Here is a 23,464-nt window from a genome sequence, read left to right as displayed (position 1 = left end):
TTTTGTATTTTATAGCAACGTACAAAAAAATAGCGCACTTCTATACTAATGCATCTATCAAAACAACTCTGGGGCCATTACGAAGGGCACGATATATTTCTTTTTAAATTAGATAATGGACGGATGCAGGTTGCTTTAACCAATTTTGGCGCCATTATTACAGGCATTTACACTCCCGATAAATTGGGGAACACGAATAACGTAGTGTTAGGATACGATAATCTGGACGATTATATTAGTGATGAATTTTATGCCGGATGTATAATAGGACGCTTTGCCGGGCGGATATCCAATGCCAGCTTCTCCATCAACGGATCAACCTACCCGCTGGCACAAAACGATGGTGATAAAAACATTCACTTGCATGGGGGCGATAAGGGGTTTGGTAAAAAGCCGTTTTCCATTACCGTTGAACATGTTGATAGTGAAAAAGCATCAGTAGAACTTTATTACAAAAGTAAACATCTTGAAGAAGGCTACCCGGGCAACCTGGATGTATGGGTAACCTATCAACTTGATATGGATAATAAATTCAGTATTAAATACCGGGTTAAGACCGATCACGATACGCATATAAACTTAACTAATCATAGTTATTTTAATTTGGCCGGAACTACCCAGAGTGCTTTAAATAATATGTTAACTATTGATGCGGACGGTTATTTGGTAACCAACGGAAGCCATATACCTACCGGAGAAATATCATCAGTAACAAACACGCCTTATGATTTTAAAACTCCGCGCAAAATTAACAGCAATAACTCCGGCATAGGGCACAACGAATGTTATGTACTGAACAAAGCAAAAGGCAGGCACAGTGCTGTATTGAGGGATGTTTCCAGCGGAAGAAGTTTAATATTAAATACCGATATGCCCGCTTTATTATTCTATAGCGGCGATTATTTGGATAAGCCCTTTATTAAAAATAATGGCATTTGTTTAGAGACCCAATATTTCCCTGATTCGCCAAATCACCCTGATTTTCCAAGTACACTACTCAGAGTAGGTGAGCAATGGGAGAGTTTTACCAGCTTTACCTTCTGTTGTGACGATAATTAAGCGGTTATACCTTTGTCACCAGTTGAAATCCACTATTTTTCCGTTAAGCTTCCATTTCTTCGGCCACTGATGAGTTAACCAATCCAAAGGTTCGGCAACCGGTAATTTTTGGGCTGCAGTGGCAAAACATTGCTTAATAAATGTTTTTTGCCAGGGGCCGGTGGCTTCTGCCTGTGCTGATATAAACAAAGGTGTGCCGCTTAATGCCAGTAGTTGCATCCACTGTTTGTTTTTCTCCCACGGAACTGCGGTAGTAAGCCCTACACAGTCACCATCAGCTGCGTAAAAGTTACCGTGTTGTATCATCCGAAACCCTAATGTATTAACGCCCATTTTTTTTGTGCGGTCCCATTCTTTTCCGCTAGTATCGTCACCAATTCGGTTGATCTCGAAAATACCTGCAGATAAATGGCTTAGGGTATTACAGCCCAATAAATAAGTGTCGCCGGCTCCCTCTCTTATAGTATGATATAAATTGAGTATGATCTCGGCAGTAGTTTTGCTTTTATCATTAAAATTCCAACCCGGGGTGGTGATATCACTATCCATATTGCTGCCCCATTTTCCTAAAATATCAAATGTGGTAAAATCATGTTTTATCAATCCATAACCCCATTCTTTATATAAACTAATAGTATTTTTTATTTGGTTTAAATTCTCTGGTATGCTGGGATCGAGTACTGGTTTTTGATAGGTATTTCTTCCATCAATCAGAGGTAAAAGCTTGCTTTTTTTATCATTATGGGCGCCGCATAGCGGGCGAGTCCACAACCCCGGTCGCATACCTGATTTTTTAATATTATCTGCAAGCAGGTGCATGTCTTTGAAGTGCTCATTAGGGCGCGAAAAATCATCTTGCCAGCAGCAGTCTCCCGGCAGCAACGGCGAGTATTTTGCCCAGCCGGAGTCAACTACTGAAAAGGGCCGGTTGCCCGTATCGGTAACCAATTCTGCCATCCGCTGTGTATGATTAATGATAATATCAGCGGAGTTCATTCCGTAGGTAATATACCAATCATTAATACCGTATATAGGTTTTTCGGGTAAGCGAGGTTTATGGCACATCAGGCTGCAAAATCGCCTGGCGGCGTAAAAGGTGTTTTCGTTTGTAATATTTTGCGTAGCAATAATCTCAGCTGCAGTTAAAACTCTTTCAGCTAAATTTACACCGTTTCCGCCGTTGCGGGTATCCATTGTCAACCTCATTTTACCATCACCGAGTTGCCAGTAACAGATACTGTTACAACCGGTTTTTACACCAAAGCAGGTTGTGCTGTTTTTGTTGTGTTGAACAAAATACCATGGCATTTTTCTGTTGAAATTAGCAGGTTCAAAGCGCAGATCGCCATAACTCCGCTCCCAATGGTCGCCTAAAACTTTCGAGGATGTGGGTGTTTCATAATGCCAATCCAGTATAATATTACTAAGTGGAAATTCAGGCGAACTTACTTTAACCTCTAAGGCACCATTATTGTGTGTTATTTTTACCCAAACATCTTTAAGAGCCCACGTATCTGACTTTATTTTGGCCAAATGGTGCAAGCCATCAGTAAGCGTTATATAAACCGCCGAGGGAAGATGTACCAAGTGGGTATTATCCGCGGTTAACCTCTCGGTAAAAATTAATGATGCAAGGGCGGTCCCTGAAGTGTAAATAAAATTTCTGCGATCCATAAAATTGATGTAGAATATTACAGGGAATAATAAGCCCTGTATAAACTTACGGTTGCAATGGTGAACATAAATAGCAGATTTTATGAAAAAAATGGATTATTTTACGCCTTTACTTTTTTTTGTAAAGGCAGCCCCTCACGATGTTTCTTGCGGTTACGAAAATCCATCGGCGACTGTCCCATTACGTTGCTAAATAACCTTGAAAAATAATAAGGGTCGCTAATGCCAAGTTTATAACTTACCTCTTTAACGTTGCTGCTGGTAAATTCAAGATACTGACAGGCCTTTTGTATTTTTATGTGGTTAAAATATTCCAATGGCGGATAGCCGGTTTTTTTCTTAAATAACGCGGAATAATGAGACGGGGAAATTAAAGCTTGCTCTGCAAGTTGTTTTAATGATAACAGATGGTGAAGGTTTTCGCGCATAAAGGCAATGGAGCGGTCAATAGCATCCTCTTTATTATTTTCATCAGTGGCGTTAAAAAGATCGGGAAAGCTGAAAGATGAAAGAAAATGCCACAGGCACATATTAATATATTGCAAATTGGCATCGCTGTAGCCCTTTTCCAAAATATTATAAATACTGTCAAAAAGTTTTATTCTTTCTTCGGAATAGGTAATGCTCCTGCAAAAAGAGGTGCCTTTAACGCTGAGCAATTCAGACAACTGTCCGGCAAATGTTCCTTTAAAGTGCATCCAGTAAATAGACCAGGGGTGTATTTCATCAGAACCGTACCTGTGAGGCAAATGGGCAGGGATAATTATATACTGGTCGCGTACCACCGGGATCTCTTTGCCAGCAATTTCTAACCAGCCTTTACCATCAACGCAATAAATTAATATATGAGTTGATGTGCCTGATTCTCTTTCATAATAATGAAATTTTGCCTTGGGATAAAAACCGATATCTGTAATAAATATATTGCTGATCAGTTCTGATTTACGGTAGCTTTTAATTACCTTATCAGGCAGAACAATGGCTCGCTGACCGTTAAAGCCCTCGCTTTTTCTAACCGTGTTTACGCCAGGTTCTGTAGTTTCCTCCATTATCAAAAATATACTATTCTTTTTTTACAATCAATTTATTTACCAGCCAATTGTTGATTTTTATATGTGTTTCAGGAAACATCCAATGTCCGGCTTCCTGGGTTATCCATAATTCCTTTGGCGCTGTTATTACATTGTATGCAGAAAATGCGGTGGTAGGCGGGCAGGTCTCGTCGTTATAACCCCAACTGTAAAAGCCCGGAATGGCTATCAGGCGGGCAAAGTTCACTGCATCAAAATATTTTGATGTGGCAATTTTTTCGGGTGTAGCATAGGCTGCCGCATTATTTTTATTGAACATATGTGGCCAGCCACCCGCCCTGTTATGCAGGTAACCGGTAAGATCACTCATTGCGGGGTATTGTGCTGCCATATATTTTACTCTTTTATCTAATGCTGCCGTTACAATTGAAAGCAATCCCCCCTGACTTCCACCGTAAACCGCCAGGTTTGTGCCGTCAAATTCAGGCATACTGCACAAGTAATCATTAGCGCGAATACAGCCCATGTAAACACGTTTATAATAGTATTTATCCCGGTTATCCAAATTTATAAATGGATAATCGCTCAGCCCGCTGGCTGCTAAGCCATAATAAACACTGTTATCAGGTAATATTACAGGTATTCCATGTATACCTATCTGTAAGGTAATAATGCCTTTTTCCGCTAATTCAATGTCGCCCGGATAAGAGCGAATTCCCGCACCCGGAGTTTCCAGTAAGGCCGGGTATTTGCCGGGTGCTTTGGGTACACACAATATGCCATATATGCGCGATCCGTTCCTGAAATTTTGAATATTAAGCTGGTAAACGTTTGTTTTTTCGGTACAACGCTCCGGTAACAGGGTAAGCTTTGCATCCATTGGAATTTTTTTATTTTGTTCCATAGCCTTGTTCCAAAAAGCTTCAAAATCATTCGGCATATCGGTAGTTGGTTGTATCTCATACGGATCAAAAGCCGCTGTAGCTAAACCCCGGTATTTTTTACCATCTATTACCGTTGTTACAATACAACGTAACATGCCGGGCTCTGTCATTGTGCCGCCATTAATGATTATCGGGCCACTAATTTCTTTAGTTTCATTAATAACAGGCGGCATTTGCTCTGGGCCAACTTGTATCTGAATTTTACAATTTGGTAAATCATTATCATGCTCCTTTACCGCTATAGTAAATTTAACCTTCTCGCCTCTTTTGTAATTCCAATCCGGGTGATCTGCTTTCACACTTACATAATATAAGGGTAGCGGCGGCTGGGTAAATCCGGCAAATGGTAACAAAACAAACAATACAAGCGTAAGGTATTGGTATACTTTCATGAATAAAATTTATTACGGCGGTTTTAACTGCTATGGATATTAATACTGAATGTAAACAAGTCTGTCAATATCCCATAAATTCAAATATGCGGCATTTTAAATAGGTATCGGATAGAATTTATTACGAAAAGGATGGATTTTATTATGATTTTAGCTGCGTTTTGTTAAGGTAAAGATTTATAAATTAATTTTATAGCGATTGGTTTAATAACATTGATGGATTATATACCGATATAAGTAGGAGCATTCTGTTCTAAAGGGCGTATACCGCGTCTGCATAATAATTTATGAGATTTGAATACCCCGCGGCTGAAAAGAAATTAAAAGGATAAATTTTAAAACAGTTTATGAGAGGTGAATTTCCCGTTTCTAATAAGATATTATTTTTGTTGTTGATCGTCTTTTTAAGGTTTCTGCCCGATCAGGCATTGGCACAAAATCAAGTGATAATAGAGCGTTATAAGCAATACTTAACAGATAATATTAAAACCGAGGATCAAAAAGTTAATACACTCCAAACTTCATTAAATAAATACGGACAATGGCCGGATATCAATTATGAAAGTAATGCAAATGCTTATTGGCAAACAGGCGATCATCTGGACAGGGTGCGTTATCTTTCTTTAGCCTGGGCCAATCCATTATCAACAAATTACCATTCTTCAGAATTGAAGGTCGTTATAGACCGTAGCCTTGATCATTGGTTAAATAAAAGATACGCTAACTCTAATTGGTGGTTTAATGAAATTGGGGTACCCATGTTAATGCGCGATATATTGGTGCTGCTTCAGGACAGTCTCGCAAATCGTCAGTTCAAAGATGCAATGGAAGTGCTGAACCAGTTTAAGGTAGCCGGAACCGGTGCTAATTTAACATGGTCTGCCGAGTTGGGTTTCTTCTACGGTTTATTGAGCAACAATAGCGTGCTGATGAAAAATTGCCGTAAACATATTTTAAATGAAATTAAAATAGGGACAAAAGAGGGGATTATGCCTGATTACAGTTTCCATCAGCACGGTGCACGATTGCAGATTTATCATTATGGCAATGCTTACTTACGTAATAATATACGAATTGCATGGATGTTGAGAGGAACTAAATGGGCCTTCCCCGATGTAAAAATTGACCTACTGATTGATTTGATCAAAAACGGGTGGCAATGGATGAGCAGAGGAATTTATACCGTACCCGGTACAGTTGACAGGGCGGTAAGCAGACAGGGAATGCTAAAATCGGCCGATATGTTAGATTTAATTCCACTGCTTACACAACTCAGACCAAATTACGCCGCTTTATTTCGGCAAATTAAGAAACAGCAGGAAAACAGGGGCCAGCAATTGCTTGGTTACAGGAATTTTCCTTATTCCGATTTCTCAGCTTATCACACAAAAAATTATAGTTTTCTTTTAAAAACAATATCTGAACGAACGCTGGAAACAGAATCAATAAACGGGGAGAATTTAAAAGGAAGATTACTTAATGCTGGGAACCAATTTTTATTGCATGACGGGCAAGAGTATGATGATTTAATGCCGTTTTGGGATTGGAATAAGCTGCCGGGAATAACTAACTCTGCAAGTGGCCATTTAAGTATTATTAAAAAAGAATACAATGGCGGAACAGGTGATGGAACTTCCGGAATAAGTGCGATGGATTATGCGTTGGGAAACTCCGGGAAAAGCATAACTGCCCATAAAGTATGGATCAGTCATAAAAACATTATGCTTTGTTTAATAGCTAACCTTATGTTTGGCGAGGCTGCTACTGATTGCTTTACTGTATTAGATCAATGCCGGTACAGAGGCAATGTCAACATTTACGAACAAAGTAAGCCAAAAGAAGGCATATCTCATTTAAAGAACACTAAGTGGGTGTTTCACTCAGGGTTTGCATATATTCCTGTTTATCCGTCTGTAATGACATTGGAAGTTAAGCATGTAAAAGGCAGCTGGTCATCCATTAACAGGTCTGCATCAAATAAAATACTTACCGACACAGTTTTTTTATTACAGCTTGATCATTTACCAAGTAAAAAGCCACAATCTACAGGCTATGTAATAGCTTCAGCAAAAAATACTGCAGAGGTAAATAGAATAGTTAAAGATCCGGGTTTTCAAATAAGCTCAAACAATAAAAAATGTCAGTCTGTAATATTTACTGACGGTGTAATATTTGCAGCTTTTTTTTCGCCTTCAACCCAAAAAATAGGAAGATATAACATAAGCACAAACCACCCGTGCCTGATAGTTATCAATAAAGAAAAATTGTTTATCAGCGATCCGTTGCATAAGGGAAACGAGGTGCGCCTTAAACTCAATAACAGAGAAATAGCAATAAAGTTACCGGCAGATGGCTCTACCATCTCTATTAATATTTAAGAAAAAGAATTACATGAGATCAGCGGACGTTTGTACATGTTTTTCCGCTTACTCATCTCCTGAACGCTGATCATGACATTACATGATAGAATTTATTATGAAAAGCATGGACTTTATTATTATTGATATTGCAAGGCATTAATATAAATGATTTATAAATTACCTTTATAGAAACCAGCCAATTGTATTAATGGATTATATGCTTAAATGCAGATTATGTCTGATCAATAATAAAATAAAAACAGTAATGCATCTGAAGGGTAAATATATAATAAATATGATGCTGGCTGTATCAGCATTGACATCATGTTCTGAAAGGACTACGAAATTCAAAAGCGCCGGAATGGCGGATAATAAATTAAAGGTGATGACTTATAATATTCATCACGCTAATCCACCATCAAATGCTGCTGAAGGAATTATTAATGTAGACACTATTGCCGGAGTTATAAACAAGCAGGCACCCGATCTGGTAGGTATACAGGAAGTAGACAACGGCACCGCACGTTCCGGAAATATTAACGAAGCAGCAATACTCGCGCAAAAAACAGGCATGCATTATCGCTTTTTTAAAGCGATAAATTATGATGGTGGCGAATACGGCCTTACAATTTTGAGCCGGTATCCTATTAGGAGTGAAAAACAGATTGCGCTGCCCCGGGTAATGGATGGCGAGGCCCGCATACTTTGTTATGTAACGTTAAATATTCCGGGCAAGGGCAATTTAATATTTGCGAATACACATTTGGATGCACAGCATGCCGACGGGAATCGTATAGTACAGGTAGGGAGAATAATGAGGGAATTTAATAAAACCCACACACCTGTTATAATCACCGGCGATTTTAACAGCGCGCCATCACAACAAACCATACAAATACTTGATCAATATTTCAGGCGCAGTTGTGTAAGTGGCTGCCCGTATACCATACCCCAAATAAATCCTGATAAAACGATTGATTATATCGCGCTAAAAAACGAACAATGGCCTGTTACAGATCACCGGGTTATTCCGGAAACTTATGCATCAGATCATCGTCCGGTTATAGCGGTTTATCAAATAAAATAAGATATGAAAAAACAAAGAATATTTCACTGCGTAATAATTTGCGCGTTTTTTATAGGCTCAATTTTGCAGAATGCTGTTTACGCAGCTAACGTAAAAATAACCGGCCATATTAATGTGAACGACAGTTCTGCTGCGGTTTATGCATTAATAAAGCGTATAGTTCCGAAACACGCAGCGGAATTTCAGATAAAATTTATCCCAAAGGATAATGATAAAGATGTTTTTGAGCTTGAATCAAGCGGTAACAAGATCATTTTAAGCGGTAATAATGGCATATCCATCGCCAGCAGCCTTAACTATTATCTTAAAAATTATGCGCATTGCGATATCAGCTGGAATGGTACAAATCTTAACCTGCCTAAAAGGTTACCTGTTGTTCCTTCTAAAGTAAGGCGTGTATCCCCTTACAAGTACCGCTATTATTTTAACTATTGCACCTTTAACTATACAATGAGCTGGTGGAATTGGGACAGATGGCAGTGGGAGATAGACTGGATGGCTTTAAATGGCATTAATATGCCGCTTGCTATTACCGGGCAAAACGCTATCTGGCAACGGGTTTACAAGAGCCTGAATTTTACCGACGATGATTTGGCCAGCTTTTTTAGCGGCCCGGCATATTTCAACTGGTTTTGGATGGGCAATTTGGATGGCTGGGGAGGCCCGTTGCCGCAGAGTATAATTACCGGACAGGAGGAATTACAGAAAAAAATATTGGCCCAGGAGCGCGGATTTGGTATGACACCAATACTACCGTCGTTTACCGGCCATGTGCCGTCGGCATTTCAGACAAGATATCCGGAGTCAAAACTTAAAAAAACAAAATGGAGTACCTTTTCTCCGGCCTATGTTTTAGATCCGGATGACCCGATGTTTACCGTGGTGGGCAAAAAGTTTCTGGATGAAGAGATCAAAACTTTTGGTACCGATCATTATTACACAGCTGATACTTTTAATGAGATGATACCGCCCTCAAATGATTCACTTTATCTGGATAATATTACGGGCAAAGTTTACCAGTCTATGCTCAAAGCGGATAAGGATGCCCACTGGATAATGCAGGGCTGGTTATTTTATCATGACCCTAAGTTCTGGCATCCCAAACAGGTAAAGGCATTGCTGAATGCTGTACCCGATGACCGCATGATCATACTTGATCTTTGGAGCGAAAACCATCCGGTTTGGAAAACCAACAATGCCTACTACGGAAAACCATGGATATGGTGTATGCTGCTTAATTTTGGCGGTAATATTAGTATGTACGGCCGTATGGATGTTGTTGCACAGGAACCGGCAAAGGCGTTAAAAAGCCCTGAAGCTAATAAAATTAGTGGTATTGGCCTCACACCTGAAGCTATTGAACAAAACCCTGTGATGTATGAGCTGATGCTTGAAAATGCATGGACTGATCAACCTATTGATGCTGCGGAATGGTTAAAGGGATATGCATGGAGGCGATACGGAAGTAAAAATCAATATGCAGATAAAGCGTGGGAAATTTTACATCATACCGTTTACACAGGCGGAATTATGCAGGGCGGCCCCGAATCTATTATTACAGGGCGTCCAACTATGGCTGCGCTCACCGGAGGGACCCGACCGCATAAGAATTATGCGCCAAAGGACTTTTATCCCGCTTGGGGTTACTTAGTAAAAGCGTCATCAAAACTAAAAAGTAGTGATGGCTTTCAGTATGATATGGTAGATGTAACCAGGCAGGCGTTGGTGAATTATGCTGATACCATACAGCGGCAGTTTGCAGCAGCTTATGCGGAGCATGATCAAAAGAAATTCAAAATATTAAGTGATAAGTTTTTGATGATCTTAGATGATGTGGATAATTTGTTAGGCACAAGAAAAGATTTTTTATTGGGGAAATGGCTAAATGATGCCCGTAAGTGGGGTGCCACGCCTGATGAAAAGGATCTTTTCGAAAAAAACGCCCGCGATCTGATCACACTTTGGGGCGATGAAAAAGCTACCTTGCATGAGTATGCAAGCAAGCAGTGGGCTGGTATGATAAGTGGATTTTATAAACCACGCTGGGAACAATATTTTAAATATGTTAACGCACAAATGGCCCTGCAAAAGCCAATAGATCAAAAACAATTTGAAACCGATATTACTCACTGGGAATGGAATTGGGTTAATAGTCATGAAACCTATACGGATAAAACTCATGGTAGCTCAATAACAGAAGCGCAAAAGCTCTATAAAAAATACCATACAGAAATGGATGAGATCTATCTATAACCTTTTATATATCAACGACAGGTTAACAACATACGGGGTAGCAAGTCAATACTATTAAAAAAGTAACTTACCATATGCTGATCTGTCCGCAAGCACACCTGCTAAAATTTAATTTATGAAGACAAAACGCATTAAACTCTCTTTGCGGGTTTTGCCTCTTAATATAGCAATCGCCACATTTGTTTATAGGTGTTAAGCAATTGTATTGTATTGATTTTTTTCCGGGCAGGGTAACACAAGCGCCATAAGTTTTTGTTTCTGAAATATGAAGAAAACAATTAATGGTGAAATGGATAACACGCAAGTTCATTCGCATTATGTTCCGATCGGAGATCATGGGATGATCGGAGACCTCAATACTGTTGCATTGGTGGATTTAAACGGAGCCATCGATTTTATGTGTTTTCCCGACTTTGATTCCCCCTCTATATTTGCCGCTTTGCTTGATAAGGAAAAAGGAGGCTCTTTTCGTCTCGGACCTGAGGATAGAAAATATAAAACCAAACAATTATACCTGCCGGAAACAAATATTTTACTTACCCGCTTTCTATCAGACGATGGCATTGGAGAGTTAACTGATTTTATGCCCGTACAGGAACTTAACCGGGGTAATGAGCTTGTAAGGCGCGTTACTACTGTAAAGGGCTCGGTTACTTACCGCCTTGTTTGCTCGCCCCGGTTCAATTATGGCAGGAGCAACCATGTTGTACACCAAAAAAATGGAAAAGAAATCATTTTTTCCTGCCCGGAGGCCGACCTCGATATCAGGTTAATCAGCAATGTTGATATTAATGTAAATAAATCGGATGCAGTAGCATCATTCACCTTAAAAGCCGGCGAATCTGCCGATTTTATTCTCATCCATACAAGTAAAAATACTCCGGAATATGAGCATATCACTAACTGGGTTACCAAAAGCCTGAAAGATAATATTCATTATTGGAAAAACTGGATACAACAATCTACCTATAATGGCCGCTGGCGCGAAATAGTAATGCGCTCGGCATTAACGCTTAAGCTGTTAACTTCCTGGAAACATGGATCATTGGTGGCGGCGCCTACATTTTCTTTACCCGAAGCCATAGGCGGCGGCCGTAATTGGGATTACCGCTTTACCTGGATAAGGGATGCCTCTTTCAGTGTATATTGTTTACTCCGTTTGGGTTACACCAAAGAAGCGGGTAGTTTTATTGATTGGGTTGAACATAAATGTTTTGATCTGAAGCAAAAAACTAACCTGCAGATCATGTATTGCATGAACGGGGATAAGAATATTAAAGAAACTGTTCTAAAATCCTTTGAGGGGTACAAAAAATCGGCTCCCGTTAGGATAGGAAATGCCGCATATAAGCAACTGCAGTTGGATATTTACGGGGAGTTACTGGATGCCGTGTATTTGTATGATCGTGAAGGCGTACAGGTATCTTATGAGTTATGGCAAAATCTGTCAGCTCAAATAGATTGGCTGGCTAAAAACTGGAAAAAGAAAGATGACGGCATATGGGAGGTGCGCGGCGGAAAGAAAAACTTTATTTATTCGCGCTTAATGTGTTGGGTTGCTTTTGACAGGGCAATTAAAATAGCAAATAATCATTCCTATCCGTTTAATGAGGATTGGCATAAGCAACGCGATATTATTTTTAACACCATACACAAGGATTTTTGGAACGACGAACTGCAAGCATTTGTTCAATACAGTGGCGCAGATGTAGTAGATGCGGCTACTTTGATGATGCCGCTTGTAGGATTTATTTCCGCAAACGATCCGCGCTGGCTGAGTACCATGCATTTAATAGAGCAGCGATTGGTTGATGATTTTTTGGTTTACCGCTATCATAGCGAAAGTGGTGTTGACGGACTGAAAGGACAGGAAGGCACATTTTCTATGTGTACTTTTTGGTTTATAGAATGTTTGAGTATGGCAGGACAACTGGAAAAAGCACGACTGTATTTCGAAAAAATGCTGGGATATGCCAATCACCTGGGCTTGTATGCCGAGCAGTTAGGTTTCAGTGGGGAACATCTTGGTAATTTTCCCCAGGCATTCACCCATCTGGGTTTAATTAGTGCAGCTATTAATTTAGATAAGCAATTAAACGATCCGGGGAATAGCATTGATTAGTATTCCCGCGAAATATTTATCTAAAAATTAACAGAACTATCTTTTAAATAATGTGTAGTAAATAATAGTGAATGAATATCTCTGGGTTAATACAGGGCTTAATGAATATCGGAAGCTTGTGTATCATTAGTGACATACGCCAGGGATTTTTTACTGCATATGAGCGATATATAATAATACAAATATGAAAGAACAGGATCTTAAAAACAAAATAGTAGTGATTACCGGTGCTTCTGCCGGGTTGGGGCGGTCTATAGTGCGCGAATTTGCCGCACAAGGTGCAACAGTGGCTTTATTAGCACGCGGCGAAGATGGTTTAAACGCAGCTGTAAAAGAAGTAGAACAGGCGGGCGGCAAAGCCAAAGCGTATCCAACTGATGTTGGCGATGCTGCACAGGTAGAGGCCGCAGCACAAGCTATTGAAAATGAACTGGGGCCTATTGATATCTGGGTTAATAATGCTATGGTGAGTGTCTTCGGTCCGCTGAAACAAATCGAATCGGCAGATTTTAAACGTGTAACAGATGTAACTTATCTGGGGCAGGTTTATGGTACACAGGCAGCTTTAAAATATATGCTGCCGCGAAATAAGGGTACAATTATTTTAATCGGATCAGCCCTCGCGTACCGGGGTATTCCGCTGCAATCAGCCTATTGCGGCGCTAAACACGGTATACATGGTTTTTTTGAATCATTAAGGGCTGAGTTGATACATGATAAGAGTAATATAAAACTGAGCATGGTACAATTACCCGCCATGAATACCACTCAGTTTGGATTTGTTAAAAGCTATTTACCCAATAAACCCAAACCAATGGGCCGGATATATGAACCGGAAGTGGCGGCAAAAGCCATAGTGGAGGTAGCCCGGAATTACAAACGCGAAGCTTTTGTGGGATATCCTACCGTGCAAACCATTTTGGGGAATAAATTTATTCCGGGATGGTTAGATCATTACCTTGCAAAAACCGGTTTTAAAGGACAGCAGACCGATGAAGCAAAGGATCCCGCACGTAAAAATAATTTGTATAAACCCCTGCCGGGCGACCATGGCGCCCACGGTGACTTTGATGCTAAATCATGGGACTTTAGTCCGCAGTTTTGGGCAGCAAGTCATGAGGCATTAAGTTGGGGGGCCGTTGCATTAGCCGGATTAGCTGTTGGATTTTTATTAGCGGGTAAAACGCTCAGGAAATAATCATGAATAATTTTTCCGTGTTGTTGTCCCGTTTTACCGACCCTACGGTGTTAAATACGGCTTCGCCACAGGCGGAGCAGATACGCTCCATAGGTAACGGGTTTTTAATAGCTGCAACCGGAATATTTTTATTAGTGCTGGTACTTACAATAGTTATTGTCGTAAGGTTCCGCTCAAAAACCACCGGAGGCGAGCCCCGGCAAATTGCCGGCAATCGTAAGCTGGAGATACTAATGGTAGGCGTGCCAATGTTACTGGTTATCGTTTTTTTCTTTTGGTCGCTGCATACCATGAGTGCTATTATGCCACCTGTTTCAGATCATCCTGCTGATGTAGTGATCACCGGGCATCAATGGTGGTGGCAGGCTGATTATAAGGGAACAAAGGCAGTTACTGCAAACGAAATACATTTGCCTGTGGGCAAACCTTTACTATTGCAACTTAATTCCGCTGATGTGATCCACGACTGGTGGGTACCTGCTTTTGGTGCCAAGATGGATATGATCCCAGGCACAAATAATAATTTATGGGTCACCGTAAAGCGGCCGGGTATTTATGAGGGTACTTGCAGTGAGTTTTGCGGCAAACAACACGCTTGGATGCGCATACGGGTAATTGCGCAAACGCCGGATGAGTATCATAAGTGGCTTATAACGCAAAGTACTGATGCTGTAAAACCTGCAGATTCGGTTGCTTTAGCCGGGGAAGTATTGTTCGGTAAGGCATCATGCAGCAGTTGCCATAGTATAAGGGGTTCGGATGCGAATGGCTCGGAAGGACCTGATCTTACCCACTTCGCCAGTCGGCAGACAATGCTTTCTGGTATGATGGCTAACACCCCTGCAAATGTTAAGCGCTGGCTTACTGATCCGCAAAAAGTTAAGCCCGGGGCACACATGCCGCGTTTTATTTTTAACAAGGACAGCCTCAACGCGCTGACCGCTTATTTATCGCAACTGAAATGAGTGAGGAAACCGATCTGAACGTACCGGAACCAACGCAGTCCATTCCCGGATTAGGCGTTAGCAACAATCAGGGTTTGTTGCAGTGGATATCTTCGGTAGATCATAAACAGATCGGTATTATGTATTTATGGCTATCGCTGCTATTCCTGGTTATTGGAGGTATAGAGATAATGCTGGTGCGTACTCAGCTGGCAGTGCCGAATAATGATTTTTTAGGACCCGAAGCCTACAATCAGTTATTTACCATGCATGGCACAACAATGATATTTTTTGTGCTTACTCCGGCGATATTTGGCTTTGCTACCTATTTTGTTCCTCTGATGATCGGAGCGAATGATATGGCATTTCCACGGTTGAATGCCTTGAGTTTCTGGATGACCTTTTTTGGCGGATTTTTACTTTACTTCAGTTTTTTGGCAGGCGGTGCGCCTGATGCCGGTTGGTTTAATTATGCCCCTCTCAATCAATATAACTACTCCTCGTCACCGGGCATTAATTATTATTGTTCGGGGCTTTTACTGTCGGGCATAGGTACAGTTACTGCTTCAGTCAACTTTATTGTAACTATTTTAAAATACCGGGTAAACGATATGGGATTAAAGCAAATGCCGCTGTTTGTATGGATGATCCTCATTAATTCTTTCCTGGTTCTGGCGGCCTTCCCCTCGCTTAATGCCGCACTGGTAATGGTATTGCTTGACCGCCAGTTACATGCACATTTTTTTAACGCTGTGGGCGGTGGCTCGGCAATATTATGGCAACACCTGTTCTGGTTGTTTGGCCACCCGGAAGTGTACATACTTATTCTGCCTATCTTCGGCATTTTCTCAGAAATTTTTCCGGTTTTCAGTCGTAAACCCATATTCGGCTACGGTTTTGTGGTAGGTTCGGGTATTGCAATTGCCCTGCTGGCATTCGGCGTTTGGGTGCACCACATGTTTGCCACCGGATTGGGAAATACGGTAAATAATTTCTTTGCTGCCAGCAGCCTGCTCATAGGCGTACCAACGGGCGTAAAAATATTTAACTGGCTGGCCACCATGTGGGGTGGGTCAATAAAATTTAGCGTAGCCATGCTTTTTGGGATAGCATTCCTTGTTGAATTTACTATTGGAGGTCTTAGCGGAGTATCTTTTGCCATAGTACCTATCGACTGGCAACTAACCGATACTTACTATGTAGTTGCCCACCTGCATTACGTATTTATTGGTGGCAGTCTTTTTGGCTTGCTTTCCGGCTTGTTCTACTGGTTCCCTAAAATGAGCGGCCGTGTACTCGACGAAAGATCAGGTCGGTGGTTTTTCTGGCTTTTTGTGGTCGGGTTTAATACAACTTTTTTGGTGCAGCACGCGCTTGGCGCCATGGGAATGGCCCGCAGGGTTTATACCTACCCCGACCTGCCGGGCTGGGGTATCCTTAATTTTATTTCGACTGCCGGAGGTTTTTTGATGGCCATTGCCGTCGGTTTACTTATATATATACTCGTCCGTGCTGTCCGGAGCGGCTCTAAAGCAGAGAATGATCCATGGGATGCCAACACTTTGGAATGGACAACAACATCCCCGCCTAATCTTAAAAACTTTGAGCAAGTTATCCCTGTGAAAAGCACCCGACCTTTCCGAGACTATAAACGACCCGATGATGCGGATTGGAACAGAAAGGAAGAATATGGAAAATAAACTGATGATAAAGCTTGTAGTAGGCACCGAGGCGATGTTCTTCCTGTCGCTTATAATGGTATTTGTCTATTTTTCACTTGCTCCCGGCTTTGTTCGCTTACAAACTTCCGAACTTGATCTGCGTTCAACAGGCATGTTTAGTCTGGTGTTATTTTCAAGTAGTTTTACGTACTGGCGCGCCGAAAAGAACTATCATAAAGGAAATATCGGGATGTTGAAATTATGGTTGATAGTAACATTCTTATTAGGAGCCATCTTTCTTTTTGGGCAGGGCAAGGAATATATACGTTTGTTTAACGACCATGTAAACCTGGGTGCAAATACATTTGGCACCAGTTTTTTTACGCTTACCGGGTTTCACGGATTACATGTTCTGGTCGGCCTTATAATTATTGCTATTGTTACAGCTTTGGCAGTCGCCGGCGATTACGACGAAAAAAAATCTTCAGTGATCAGTACAGTAGGTATTTACTGGCACTTTGTAGATATTGTATGGGCCGTAGTTTTCTTTATTGTTTATGTTATACCACATATCCGATAAGCTTATGGTAAACACAAGTTTAATATTACACTGGCATTTAGATGTATCCACCTTATTGTTGGCGGCAATATTTATTGCATTTTTTTACAGCGTTACACGGTTCAAAAGACAAAGGAACAACAAATTATTTGCGGGGGTTATAATATTGTTGCTCCTGTTGCTTAGCTCGCCTTTGCATTACCTGGCAATGCATGCCTATTTCAGCGCACATATGATCATCCACGTAATATTACTGCTCATCTGCGGACCTCTGCTAACACTTTCACTTGCAGGAACAGATCATCCCTTACTTAACCGGCTGTCGCGTTTTTTTAACAAAAATATCTGGTGCGCCTGGATAACCGGAGTGGGTATCATGTGGATATGGCATATACCCGCGCTGTTTGATATGGCAATGGCAAATCACGGCAGTTTTGCTCCGGTTTTTCCGCTGCTGCAAAGTGGGAGTTTGCTATTAGCCGGGGTGGTTTTTAGCTGGCCGCTTTTAGGCCCCGAAGAAAAACTACACACACATGCCCTCTCTGGTATCGTTTATTTATTTACAGCGTGTGTTAGCTGCTCATTACTCGGGTTGCTTATCACTTTTGCACCGCAGGGTACCTATCATTATTATCATATGGGAGGTTCGGGGTATAATCCATGGAATATAAGCCATATTGAAGATAGCGAGGCCGCCGGCCTCATTATGTGGGTGCCCTGTTGCTTCGTTTATCTTTCGGGGTGCCTTTGGCTGTTGTACAGATGGTTTATAAGCGGTTCGGGCGTAAAATTAAATAATGTAAGATGATGACAGATAACGATAGAAATGAACCTGTGCCGGAGTGGAAAAATGCCCGCCCGGAGCGATTGCCTGAGCCAACCTATTGGCCATTTTTTCTGGCTTTAGGGTTTGCATTTATTTTTTGGGGCTTACTTACTACGTGGGTAATGCTAAGCTCCGGCTTGCTTTTAGTTATTATTTCACTTTGGGGGTGGATCAACATTTTGCGACATGAATGAGAATAAGATAAATGAAAAACGCAGGAGTTTTTTAGTAAAGTTAAGCGTAGGGCTGGCGGCTATATCTGCGGCAATAGCGGGGGTGCCCGTTTTAAGTGCAGTATTTGCACCGCTAATTAAAAAAACACCCAAACTTTGGCGACAGGTTGGACTGGTTGATACCTTTAATGTAGGAGACACCAAACTGGTTACCTTTGAAAATGCTGATCCTGAGAACTGGGCAGGTGTAACAGCGCATTCGGCCGCCTGGTTACGCCGGGATGCTGAAAATAAATTTACGGCTTTTTCGGCTAACTGTACTCATCTGGGTTGTCCGGTAAGGTGGGAGTCTGATGCGGAACTTTTTATGTGCCCGTGCCATGGAGGGGTGTATTATAAAGACGGAACAGTTGCGGCAGGTCCGCCACCTAAAGCCCTGGTGCAATACGCGGTTAGGATAAATAAAAACCAGGTAGAAATACAAACCGCCCCGATACCAATAACTAATATAACCGCTTAACGCCTATGAATAAACTAAAACAAATATGGCGCTGGATTGATGACCGCAGCGGGTTCAGTGAAATTTTTATGCCGCTGATAAAACATCCCGTGCCGCCGGGAGCTAAATGGAGTTATGTTTTTGGCAGCGCAACCTTGTTTTGCCTGGTGTTACAGGTAATTACAGGAGTTGCCTTATCCCTGTTGTATCAACCATCCTCCTCTGATGCTTATCAGTCCCTTCAGTTTATTACCCATCAGGCCGCTTTCGGGCGTACATTGCGCGGTATCCATTATTTTGGTGCTTCGGCCATGATAATTATGGTGGGGATCCACATGATACGGGTTTATATAACAGCGGCCTATAAGTACCCGCGGGAAATGGCCTGGATCAGCGGGGTGATTTTACTGTTTATGACCATAGCGATGGGTTTTACAGGGCAGCTGTTGCGATGGGATTCCAACGGTGTCTGGTCATCTGTTGTTGCCGCGGAGCAACTGGGCAGGGTACCGTTTATTGGTAAATGGCTGGCGCGTTTGTTGCTCGGAGGAGACACCATTGGCGGTCACTCGCTAAGCCGGTTTTATGCTTATCATGTTTTTATTATTCCGGCAATTATCTTTTTGTTCGTAGGCTATCATTTAATGCTGGTTATCCGTAACGGAATTTCTGAACCACCAAAAGCCGGCCGGCCGGTAGATCCCAAAACTTACCGGAAATGGTATAAAGAATTGCTGGAAAAAAGCGGTGTTCCTTTTTGGCCCTATGCCGCATGGCGCGATCTGCTGTTTGGCGCGTTGGTCATTATTGCCATTATTGGTATGGCGGTGGCATTCGGCCCTCCCGAACTCACGCAGCCGCCTGATCCTGCAATTATATATGCTACGCCTAAGCCCGACTGGTATATGTTGTCGATCTTTTCGCTTTTTGCGCTGATGCCCCCTAATATCGAGTCATATATGATTGTGATAGGTCCGGTATTAACTATTATTATTTTACTTGCTTTGCCTTTTATATCCAATAAAGGGGAGCGCAGCCCAATACGCCGTCCGTGGGCCATATTTGGTTCGGGCTGTGTAGTTGTTTTTATTTTTAGCCTGTTCTTGCTGGGCGAAAGATCAGATTGGTCGCCCAATTTTAAAGCAAAACCTTTAAACGCATCAACAATACATAGTACTGATCAGCATGTGGTACACGGGGCTTCGCTTTTTTATAAAAAAGGTTGCTTATATTGTCATAAAGTAGGGGAGGCAGGAGGAATGAAAGGTCCAGACCTAAGTCATGTTTATACCAGGCTTTCGGAGGGCGAGATGAAGATCAGGATAGTTAACGGGGGGGATGATATGCCTGCCTATGGCGGGATTTTATCAAAAAAAGACATGGAGGATGTTATCGCATTTTTAAAAAGCCGGAAGTAAACGCAGCGTTTATTAAAGAAGTATTTTAAACACCTTTTATTTTTTAGTTATTAAATTATAAGTCTAAGTCTATGAAAAAATTAACATGGTCCATTGCTTGTCTGTTACTGTGCTGCTCCCTGTCGGGCTGCGGATTAATGGAAGATGCCTTTAAGGCAGGTTTTATTTTGGCTATTATTTTAGCTGTTATCGTAGGATTGCTGATCTGGATATTGAGTTTCGCATGGAAATTATTAACAAAATACTTTCCTTCCATCCGCATCGCTTTTGAAGGCTTTTGGGATGAGTAATTTTAATTGCCATCATTATTCTGTTGATAGATTATTGGGATGACGATTAATGCTACAGCCCGTTAAACAGACGGGAGTTTTCAGATATAAATTTATTGAAGCCTTCAGGGCAAAATCTGAAGGCTTTTTATAAAAAAAAATAGCTGCTATTGTTAAGTTACCGGGAATAATGATAAGTGCCGGCGGCTACTTTATACTCTTTATAGTCATTTTGCTGAGCATCCGGTACATATATAACGGCGGTTGTATTCTGCGGGATGGTAACCGTCATATCCAATTTGCTGCCTGTAATTTGCCATTTGCAACTTATAGTGCCGTATACAGAATTGTACGTTCCTTCGGCCCAGGTGAGTCCACCGCCAATTTCAGGTTTAATAATAATTTTTTTATACCCGGGACTGCCTGCCTGTATGCCCGCTATATGCTTATACATCCAATCGCCGATTGCGCCGTATGAATAATGGTTATAAGAGTTCATAGAAGCATTTTCAACGTCGCCATCAGGTTTTATTCCATCCCATCGTTCCCATATGGTAGTGGCGCCTTGTTTAATTGGGTATAACCATGAAGGATAGGTATCCTGTAATAACAATTTGTACGCCACATCGGTATGCCCGAATTTACTTAAGGCATCACACAGATAGGGTGTACCTAAAAAGCCGGTGGTGAGGTGATTGCCATATAGTTTAATGTTTTTTACCAGGCGTTCAGCGGCCTGCTGCCTCAGGTTCTCAGGCAGCATATCAAACTCAAGCGCCAGTACGTATGCTGTTTGCGTATCTGAGGAAACCAAACCGTTAGGGGTTACATATTCATTAACAAAAGCATCCTTGATCTTGGTGAGCAACAGCGAATAATATTGTTCTTCTTCGGTTTTGCCTAATACCCGGGCAGCATCTACAAGTAATTGGGTGGACCGGGCATAAAAGCATTGCGCTATCAGGTATTTGCTGGTAATGGCCGATCTGCCGTCCCTGTCGTCGTTTACGCTGTAAAATAACCAGTCGCCAAAATGGCTGCCGGTAACCCATAAGTTATTTTTTGTTTGCTTTTGGATAAAATCAACCCAGGCCTTCATACTGGAAAACTGATTTTCCAATATACGTTTATCGCCGTAGGCAGCGTACATATTCCACGGAACTATGGTAGCCACATCTCCCCAGCCGGCACTGCCGCCTACCTCATATTTGCCATCAGTAAATATATCCGGCACAATGTATGGTATACTGCCGCTGGGGTACTGGTCGGCGGCTACATCTTTAAGCCATTTGGTAAAAAAATTATGCACATCCATATTATAGGCGGCCGTTGGCGAAAATACCTGGGCATCACCAGTCCACCCGAGCCGCTCATCGCGCTGGGGGCAATCTGTAGGCACATCCAGGAAGTTTCCCTTTTGTCCCCATTGAATATTATGCTGCAGCTGGTTAAGCATGGGGTTAGAGCAGGCGAAACTTCCGGCCATCTTCATGTCGGAATAAATGGCTACCGCCGTAAAATCAGCAGGATCCAATTCTTCTTTTACCCCCTCTACTTTAATGTACCGGAAACCATGCCAGGTAAACTGCGGCTCGAATGTTTGTAGCGACGCATCCTTTAAGATATAGACGTCCTGTGCTTTTGCCGACCTTAAATTTTCCGTGTAGAAATTGCCCGCTTTATCAAGTATTTCGGCGTGTGATATTTTAATGGAATCCCCGGCATGGCCCCGCAGGGTTACTTTTACCCAACCTACCAGATTCTGACCGAAATCGATCACTTTTTCTCCCTTTGGGGTAACTATAAGCTTAACAGGTTTAAAAGTTTCGTGTTTCCTCACAGGTTCGTTATATGTAGCCACCAGGTTACCGTTAGCAAAGGATACAACTTTTACAGGCTCCCAGTTTTGGTCGTTAAATGATGCGGACGCCCACCCCTGCTGTTGTTTGCGGGAATCAATAATACAACCGTTATAGATCTCTGCGAAGGTTAACTCCCCGGTGGATGATTTCCAGTTACCATCTGATGTGATGTACTGCTCACTGCCATCGGTATAGGTGATCTTTATCTGCAGCAACAGAGCCACGTTTTTTCCATAATAGCCCGGATTAGGAGAATCGGGGCCCAGGGGACTGCGGTACCAGCCGCTTCCGAGTTTTACCCCAATGGCGTTTTCGCCGTTTTTTAATAAACTTTTAACATCGTAAGCCTGGTATTGTAATCTTTTATGATAGCTTGTCCAGCCCGGTGTGAGATATGCATCGCCTACACGGACCCCGTTTATTTGCGCCTCGTAAAAGCCGTGCGAGGTAATGTAGGCGGTAGCCTCTTTTATGGTTTTATTTAAGGCGAATTCGGTTCGAAGTAATGGTGCCGGCTCATTGTTCACATTGCTGAATCCCGGCTCTATCCATTTGGCATGCCAGTCGGCAGGGGAGAGCAGGCCCATTTTCCAGGAAGCGGTTTTACTCCAGGCGGAAGATTTGCCACTGTTATCCCAAACCCTTACACGCCAAAAATAAGTTTGCCCTGATCTTAACGTTTTACCCCGATACGGTACGTATACGGACTGATCTGACGGTACTTTACCGCTTGACCATAATATGGCATTGGTGTTAAATCCGGCCGTACTTACCTGAACTTCGTAGGCGCGCTGCAATACCGGTTTATTATTTTTTTCCGTTAACAGCCAGCTAAAACGGGGAGTGTCCGTATCAATACTTATCGGATCTTTCAGATTCTCGGTAGTTAAATTTTTTAGGGTAACTTGCGCTAAGCCTGCGTTATATAACAGCACAGCAAAAATAATAAGGAGTATTTTTTTTCTCATATGATCACTAATTACAGGTTATCCATATTGCAGCAGAACATTCGTGCAAGCGATTTAATTTCTTGCAAAACATGCTGCTTATTCAGGAATCAGTTTATTTACAGTTTATTCTTTTGGTTGCATAGGCAGCATCCAGATGGTATCAGATATGCCATACTACCAAAA

General features: G+C 41.8%; 18 protein-coding genes. 14 read left to right on the top strand and 4 right to left on the bottom strand.

The window, feature by feature from the left end:
• The first annotated feature begins 48 nt into the window (after window positions 1-48).
• Window positions 49-1,059, top strand: coding sequence for an aldose epimerase family protein (locus tag I5M19_RS10300; RefSeq protein ID WP_200066249.1), 1,011 nt, complete (start codon window positions 49-51; stop codon window positions 1,057-1,059).
• 15 nt (window positions 1,060-1,074) lie between these two features.
• Here the strand turns inward: I5M19_RS10300 and I5M19_RS10295 are convergent, their stop codons facing one another.
• The 3 genes from I5M19_RS10295 to I5M19_RS10285 all read right to left on the bottom strand — a co-directional run bounded on the left by I5M19_RS10295 (window position 1,075) and on the right by I5M19_RS10285 (window position 5,100).
• Window positions 1,075-2,733 carry an alpha-amylase family protein gene (locus I5M19_RS10295; RefSeq protein ID WP_200066248.1) on the bottom strand — a complete coding sequence of 553 codons (1,659 nt, stop codon included), beginning with the start codon at window positions 2,731-2,733 and terminating at the stop codon, window positions 1,075-1,077.
• A gap of 101 nt (window positions 2,734-2,834) precedes the next feature.
• Window positions 2,835-3,782 (bottom strand): AraC family transcriptional regulator, encoded by a 948-nt coding sequence (locus I5M19_RS10290; RefSeq protein WP_200066247.1) that lies wholly within the window; start codon window positions 3,780-3,782, stop codon window positions 2,835-2,837.
• Window positions 3,783-3,795: 13 nt separating this feature from the next.
• A complete protein-coding gene (locus I5M19_RS10285; protein WP_235985822.1) occupies window positions 3,796-5,100 on the bottom strand; it encodes an acetylxylan esterase in 1,305 nt (434 codons plus the stop codon).
• A gap of 347 nt (window positions 5,101-5,447) precedes the next feature.
• Here I5M19_RS10285 and I5M19_RS10280 point away from each other — a divergent pair, with 347 nt between their 5' ends.
• The 13 genes from I5M19_RS10280 to I5M19_RS10220 all read left to right on the top strand — a co-directional run bounded on the left by I5M19_RS10280 (window position 5,448) and on the right by I5M19_RS10220 (window position 20,490).
• Entirely contained in the window at window positions 5,448-7,478 is a 2,031-nt protein-coding gene (locus I5M19_RS10280) for a polysaccharide lyase family 8 super-sandwich domain-containing protein (protein WP_200066246.1), read from the top strand.
• 343 nt (window positions 7,479-7,821) lie between these two features.
• Window positions 7,822-8,547 carry an endonuclease/exonuclease/phosphatase family protein gene (locus I5M19_RS10275; protein ID WP_200066245.1) on the top strand — a complete coding sequence of 242 codons (726 nt, stop codon included), beginning with the start codon at window positions 7,822-7,824 and terminating at the stop codon, window positions 8,545-8,547.
• A gap of 3 nt (window positions 8,548-8,550) precedes the next feature.
• Window positions 8,551-10,800, top strand: a complete 2,250-nt coding sequence (locus tag I5M19_RS10270; RefSeq protein WP_200066244.1) for an alpha-N-acetylglucosaminidase — start codon at window positions 8,551-8,553, stop codon at window positions 10,798-10,800.
• A 265-nt stretch (window positions 10,801-11,065) separates the two neighbouring features.
• Complete coding sequence (locus tag I5M19_RS10265) at window positions 11,066-12,922, top strand: glycoside hydrolase family 15 protein (RefSeq protein ID WP_235985821.1); 1,857 nt, start codon at window positions 11,066-11,068, stop codon at window positions 12,920-12,922.
• 184 nt (window positions 12,923-13,106) lie between these two features.
• On the top strand, window positions 13,107-14,120 hold the full coding sequence (locus I5M19_RS10260) for an SDR family oxidoreductase (protein WP_200066243.1): 1,014 nt from the start codon (window positions 13,107-13,109) through the stop codon (window positions 14,118-14,120).
• 2 nt (window positions 14,121-14,122) lie between these two features.
• Window positions 14,123-15,085, top strand: coding sequence for a cytochrome c oxidase subunit II (coxB, locus tag I5M19_RS10255; protein ID WP_200066242.1), 963 nt, complete (start codon window positions 14,123-14,125; stop codon window positions 15,083-15,085).
• Window positions 15,082-16,764 (top strand): cytochrome c oxidase subunit I, encoded by a 1,683-nt coding sequence (gene ctaD / locus I5M19_RS10250; RefSeq protein ID WP_200066241.1) that lies wholly within the window; start codon window positions 15,082-15,084, stop codon window positions 16,762-16,764. Before coxB ends, ctaD begins: the two co-directional genes overlap by 4 nt.
• Entirely contained in the window at window positions 16,754-17,305 is a 552-nt protein-coding gene (locus I5M19_RS10245) for a cytochrome c oxidase subunit 3 (protein ID WP_200066240.1), read from the top strand. The genes ctaD and I5M19_RS10245 overlap by 11 nt, the downstream gene beginning before the upstream one ends.
• 4 nt (window positions 17,306-17,309) lie before the next feature.
• Entirely contained in the window at window positions 17,310-18,092 is a 783-nt protein-coding gene (locus tag I5M19_RS10240) for a cytochrome c oxidase assembly protein (RefSeq protein WP_200066239.1), read from the top strand.
• Window positions 18,089-18,304, top strand: a complete 216-nt coding sequence (locus I5M19_RS10235) for a hypothetical protein (protein ID WP_200066238.1) — start codon at window positions 18,089-18,091, stop codon at window positions 18,302-18,304. The genes I5M19_RS10240 and I5M19_RS10235 overlap by 4 nt, the downstream gene beginning before the upstream one ends.
• Complete coding sequence (locus tag I5M19_RS18730) at window positions 18,297-18,803, top strand: QcrA and Rieske domain-containing protein (protein ID WP_200066237.1); 507 nt, start codon at window positions 18,297-18,299, stop codon at window positions 18,801-18,803. Before I5M19_RS10235 ends, I5M19_RS18730 begins: the two co-directional genes overlap by 8 nt.
• Window positions 18,804-18,808: 5 nt before the next feature.
• Window positions 18,809-20,200, top strand: a complete 1,392-nt coding sequence (locus I5M19_RS10225; protein WP_200066236.1) for a cytochrome b N-terminal domain-containing protein — start codon at window positions 18,809-18,811, stop codon at window positions 20,198-20,200.
• A gap of 71 nt (window positions 20,201-20,271) precedes the next feature.
• Entirely contained in the window at window positions 20,272-20,490 is a 219-nt protein-coding gene (locus I5M19_RS10220; RefSeq protein ID WP_200066235.1) for a hypothetical protein, read from the top strand.
• Window positions 20,491-20,647: 157 nt separating this feature from the next.
• On the opposite strand, the gene I5M19_RS10215 is transcribed toward I5M19_RS10220, so the two are convergent.
• Window positions 20,648-23,299: a glycoside hydrolase family 78 protein gene (locus tag I5M19_RS10215; RefSeq protein WP_200066234.1), complete on the bottom strand. Its 2,652-nt coding sequence runs from the start codon at window positions 23,297-23,299 to the stop codon at window positions 20,648-20,650.
• Window positions 23,300-23,464 lie beyond the last annotated feature (165 nt).

Origin of the sequence: Mucilaginibacter segetis (assembly GCF_016522075.1) — a bacterium.
Classification (GTDB): Bacteria; Bacteroidota; Bacteroidia; order Sphingobacteriales; family Sphingobacteriaceae; genus Mucilaginibacter; species Mucilaginibacter segetis.
Note: the sequence above shows the minus strand (reverse complement) of the source record. Positions and strands in the feature narration are given on the sequence as shown.

What these genes read in the sequence shown, in the direction of transcription:
- I5M19_RS10300 (WP_200066249.1), top strand. Translation starts at nt 49, where the DNA reads ATGCATCTATCAAAACAACTCTGGGGCCATTACGAAGGGCACGATATA.
- I5M19_RS10295 (WP_200066248.1), bottom strand. Translation starts at nt 2,733, where the DNA reads ATGGATCGCAGAAATTTTATTTACACTTCAGGGACCGCCCTTGCATCA.
- I5M19_RS10290 (WP_200066247.1), bottom strand. Translation starts at nt 3,782, where the DNA reads ATGGAGGAAACTACAGAACCTGGCGTAAACACGGTTAGAAAAAGCGAG.
- I5M19_RS10285 (WP_235985822.1), bottom strand. Translation starts at nt 5,100, where the DNA reads ATGAAAGTATACCAATACCTTACGCTTGTATTGTTTGTTTTGTTACCA.
- I5M19_RS10280 (WP_200066246.1), top strand. Translation starts at nt 5,448, where the DNA reads ATGAGAGGTGAATTTCCCGTTTCTAATAAGATATTATTTTTGTTGTTG.
- I5M19_RS10275 (WP_200066245.1), top strand. Translation starts at nt 7,822, where the DNA reads ATGGCGGATAATAAATTAAAGGTGATGACTTATAATATTCATCACGCT.
- I5M19_RS10270 (WP_200066244.1), top strand. Translation starts at nt 8,551, where the DNA reads ATGAAAAAACAAAGAATATTTCACTGCGTAATAATTTGCGCGTTTTTT.
- I5M19_RS10265 (WP_235985821.1), top strand. Translation starts at nt 11,066, where the DNA reads ATGAAGAAAACAATTAATGGTGAAATGGATAACACGCAAGTTCATTCG.
- I5M19_RS10260 (WP_200066243.1), top strand. Translation starts at nt 13,107, where the DNA reads ATGAAAGAACAGGATCTTAAAAACAAAATAGTAGTGATTACCGGTGCT.
- coxB (WP_200066242.1), top strand. Translation starts at nt 14,123, where the DNA reads ATGAATAATTTTTCCGTGTTGTTGTCCCGTTTTACCGACCCTACGGTG.
- ctaD (WP_200066241.1), top strand. Translation starts at nt 15,082, where the DNA reads ATGAGTGAGGAAACCGATCTGAACGTACCGGAACCAACGCAGTCCATT.
- I5M19_RS10245 (WP_200066240.1), top strand. Translation starts at nt 16,754, where the DNA reads ATGGAAAATAAACTGATGATAAAGCTTGTAGTAGGCACCGAGGCGATG.
- I5M19_RS10240 (WP_200066239.1), top strand. Translation starts at nt 17,310, where the DNA reads ATGGTAAACACAAGTTTAATATTACACTGGCATTTAGATGTATCCACC.
- I5M19_RS10235 (WP_200066238.1), top strand. Translation starts at nt 18,089, where the DNA reads ATGATGACAGATAACGATAGAAATGAACCTGTGCCGGAGTGGAAAAAT.
- I5M19_RS18730 (WP_200066237.1), top strand. Translation starts at nt 18,297, where the DNA reads ATGAATGAGAATAAGATAAATGAAAAACGCAGGAGTTTTTTAGTAAAG.
- I5M19_RS10225 (WP_200066236.1), top strand. Translation starts at nt 18,809, where the DNA reads ATGAATAAACTAAAACAAATATGGCGCTGGATTGATGACCGCAGCGGG.
- I5M19_RS10220 (WP_200066235.1), top strand. Translation starts at nt 20,272, where the DNA reads ATGAAAAAATTAACATGGTCCATTGCTTGTCTGTTACTGTGCTGCTCC.
- I5M19_RS10215 (WP_200066234.1), bottom strand. Translation starts at nt 23,299, where the DNA reads ATGAGAAAAAAAATACTCCTTATTATTTTTGCTGTGCTGTTATATAAC.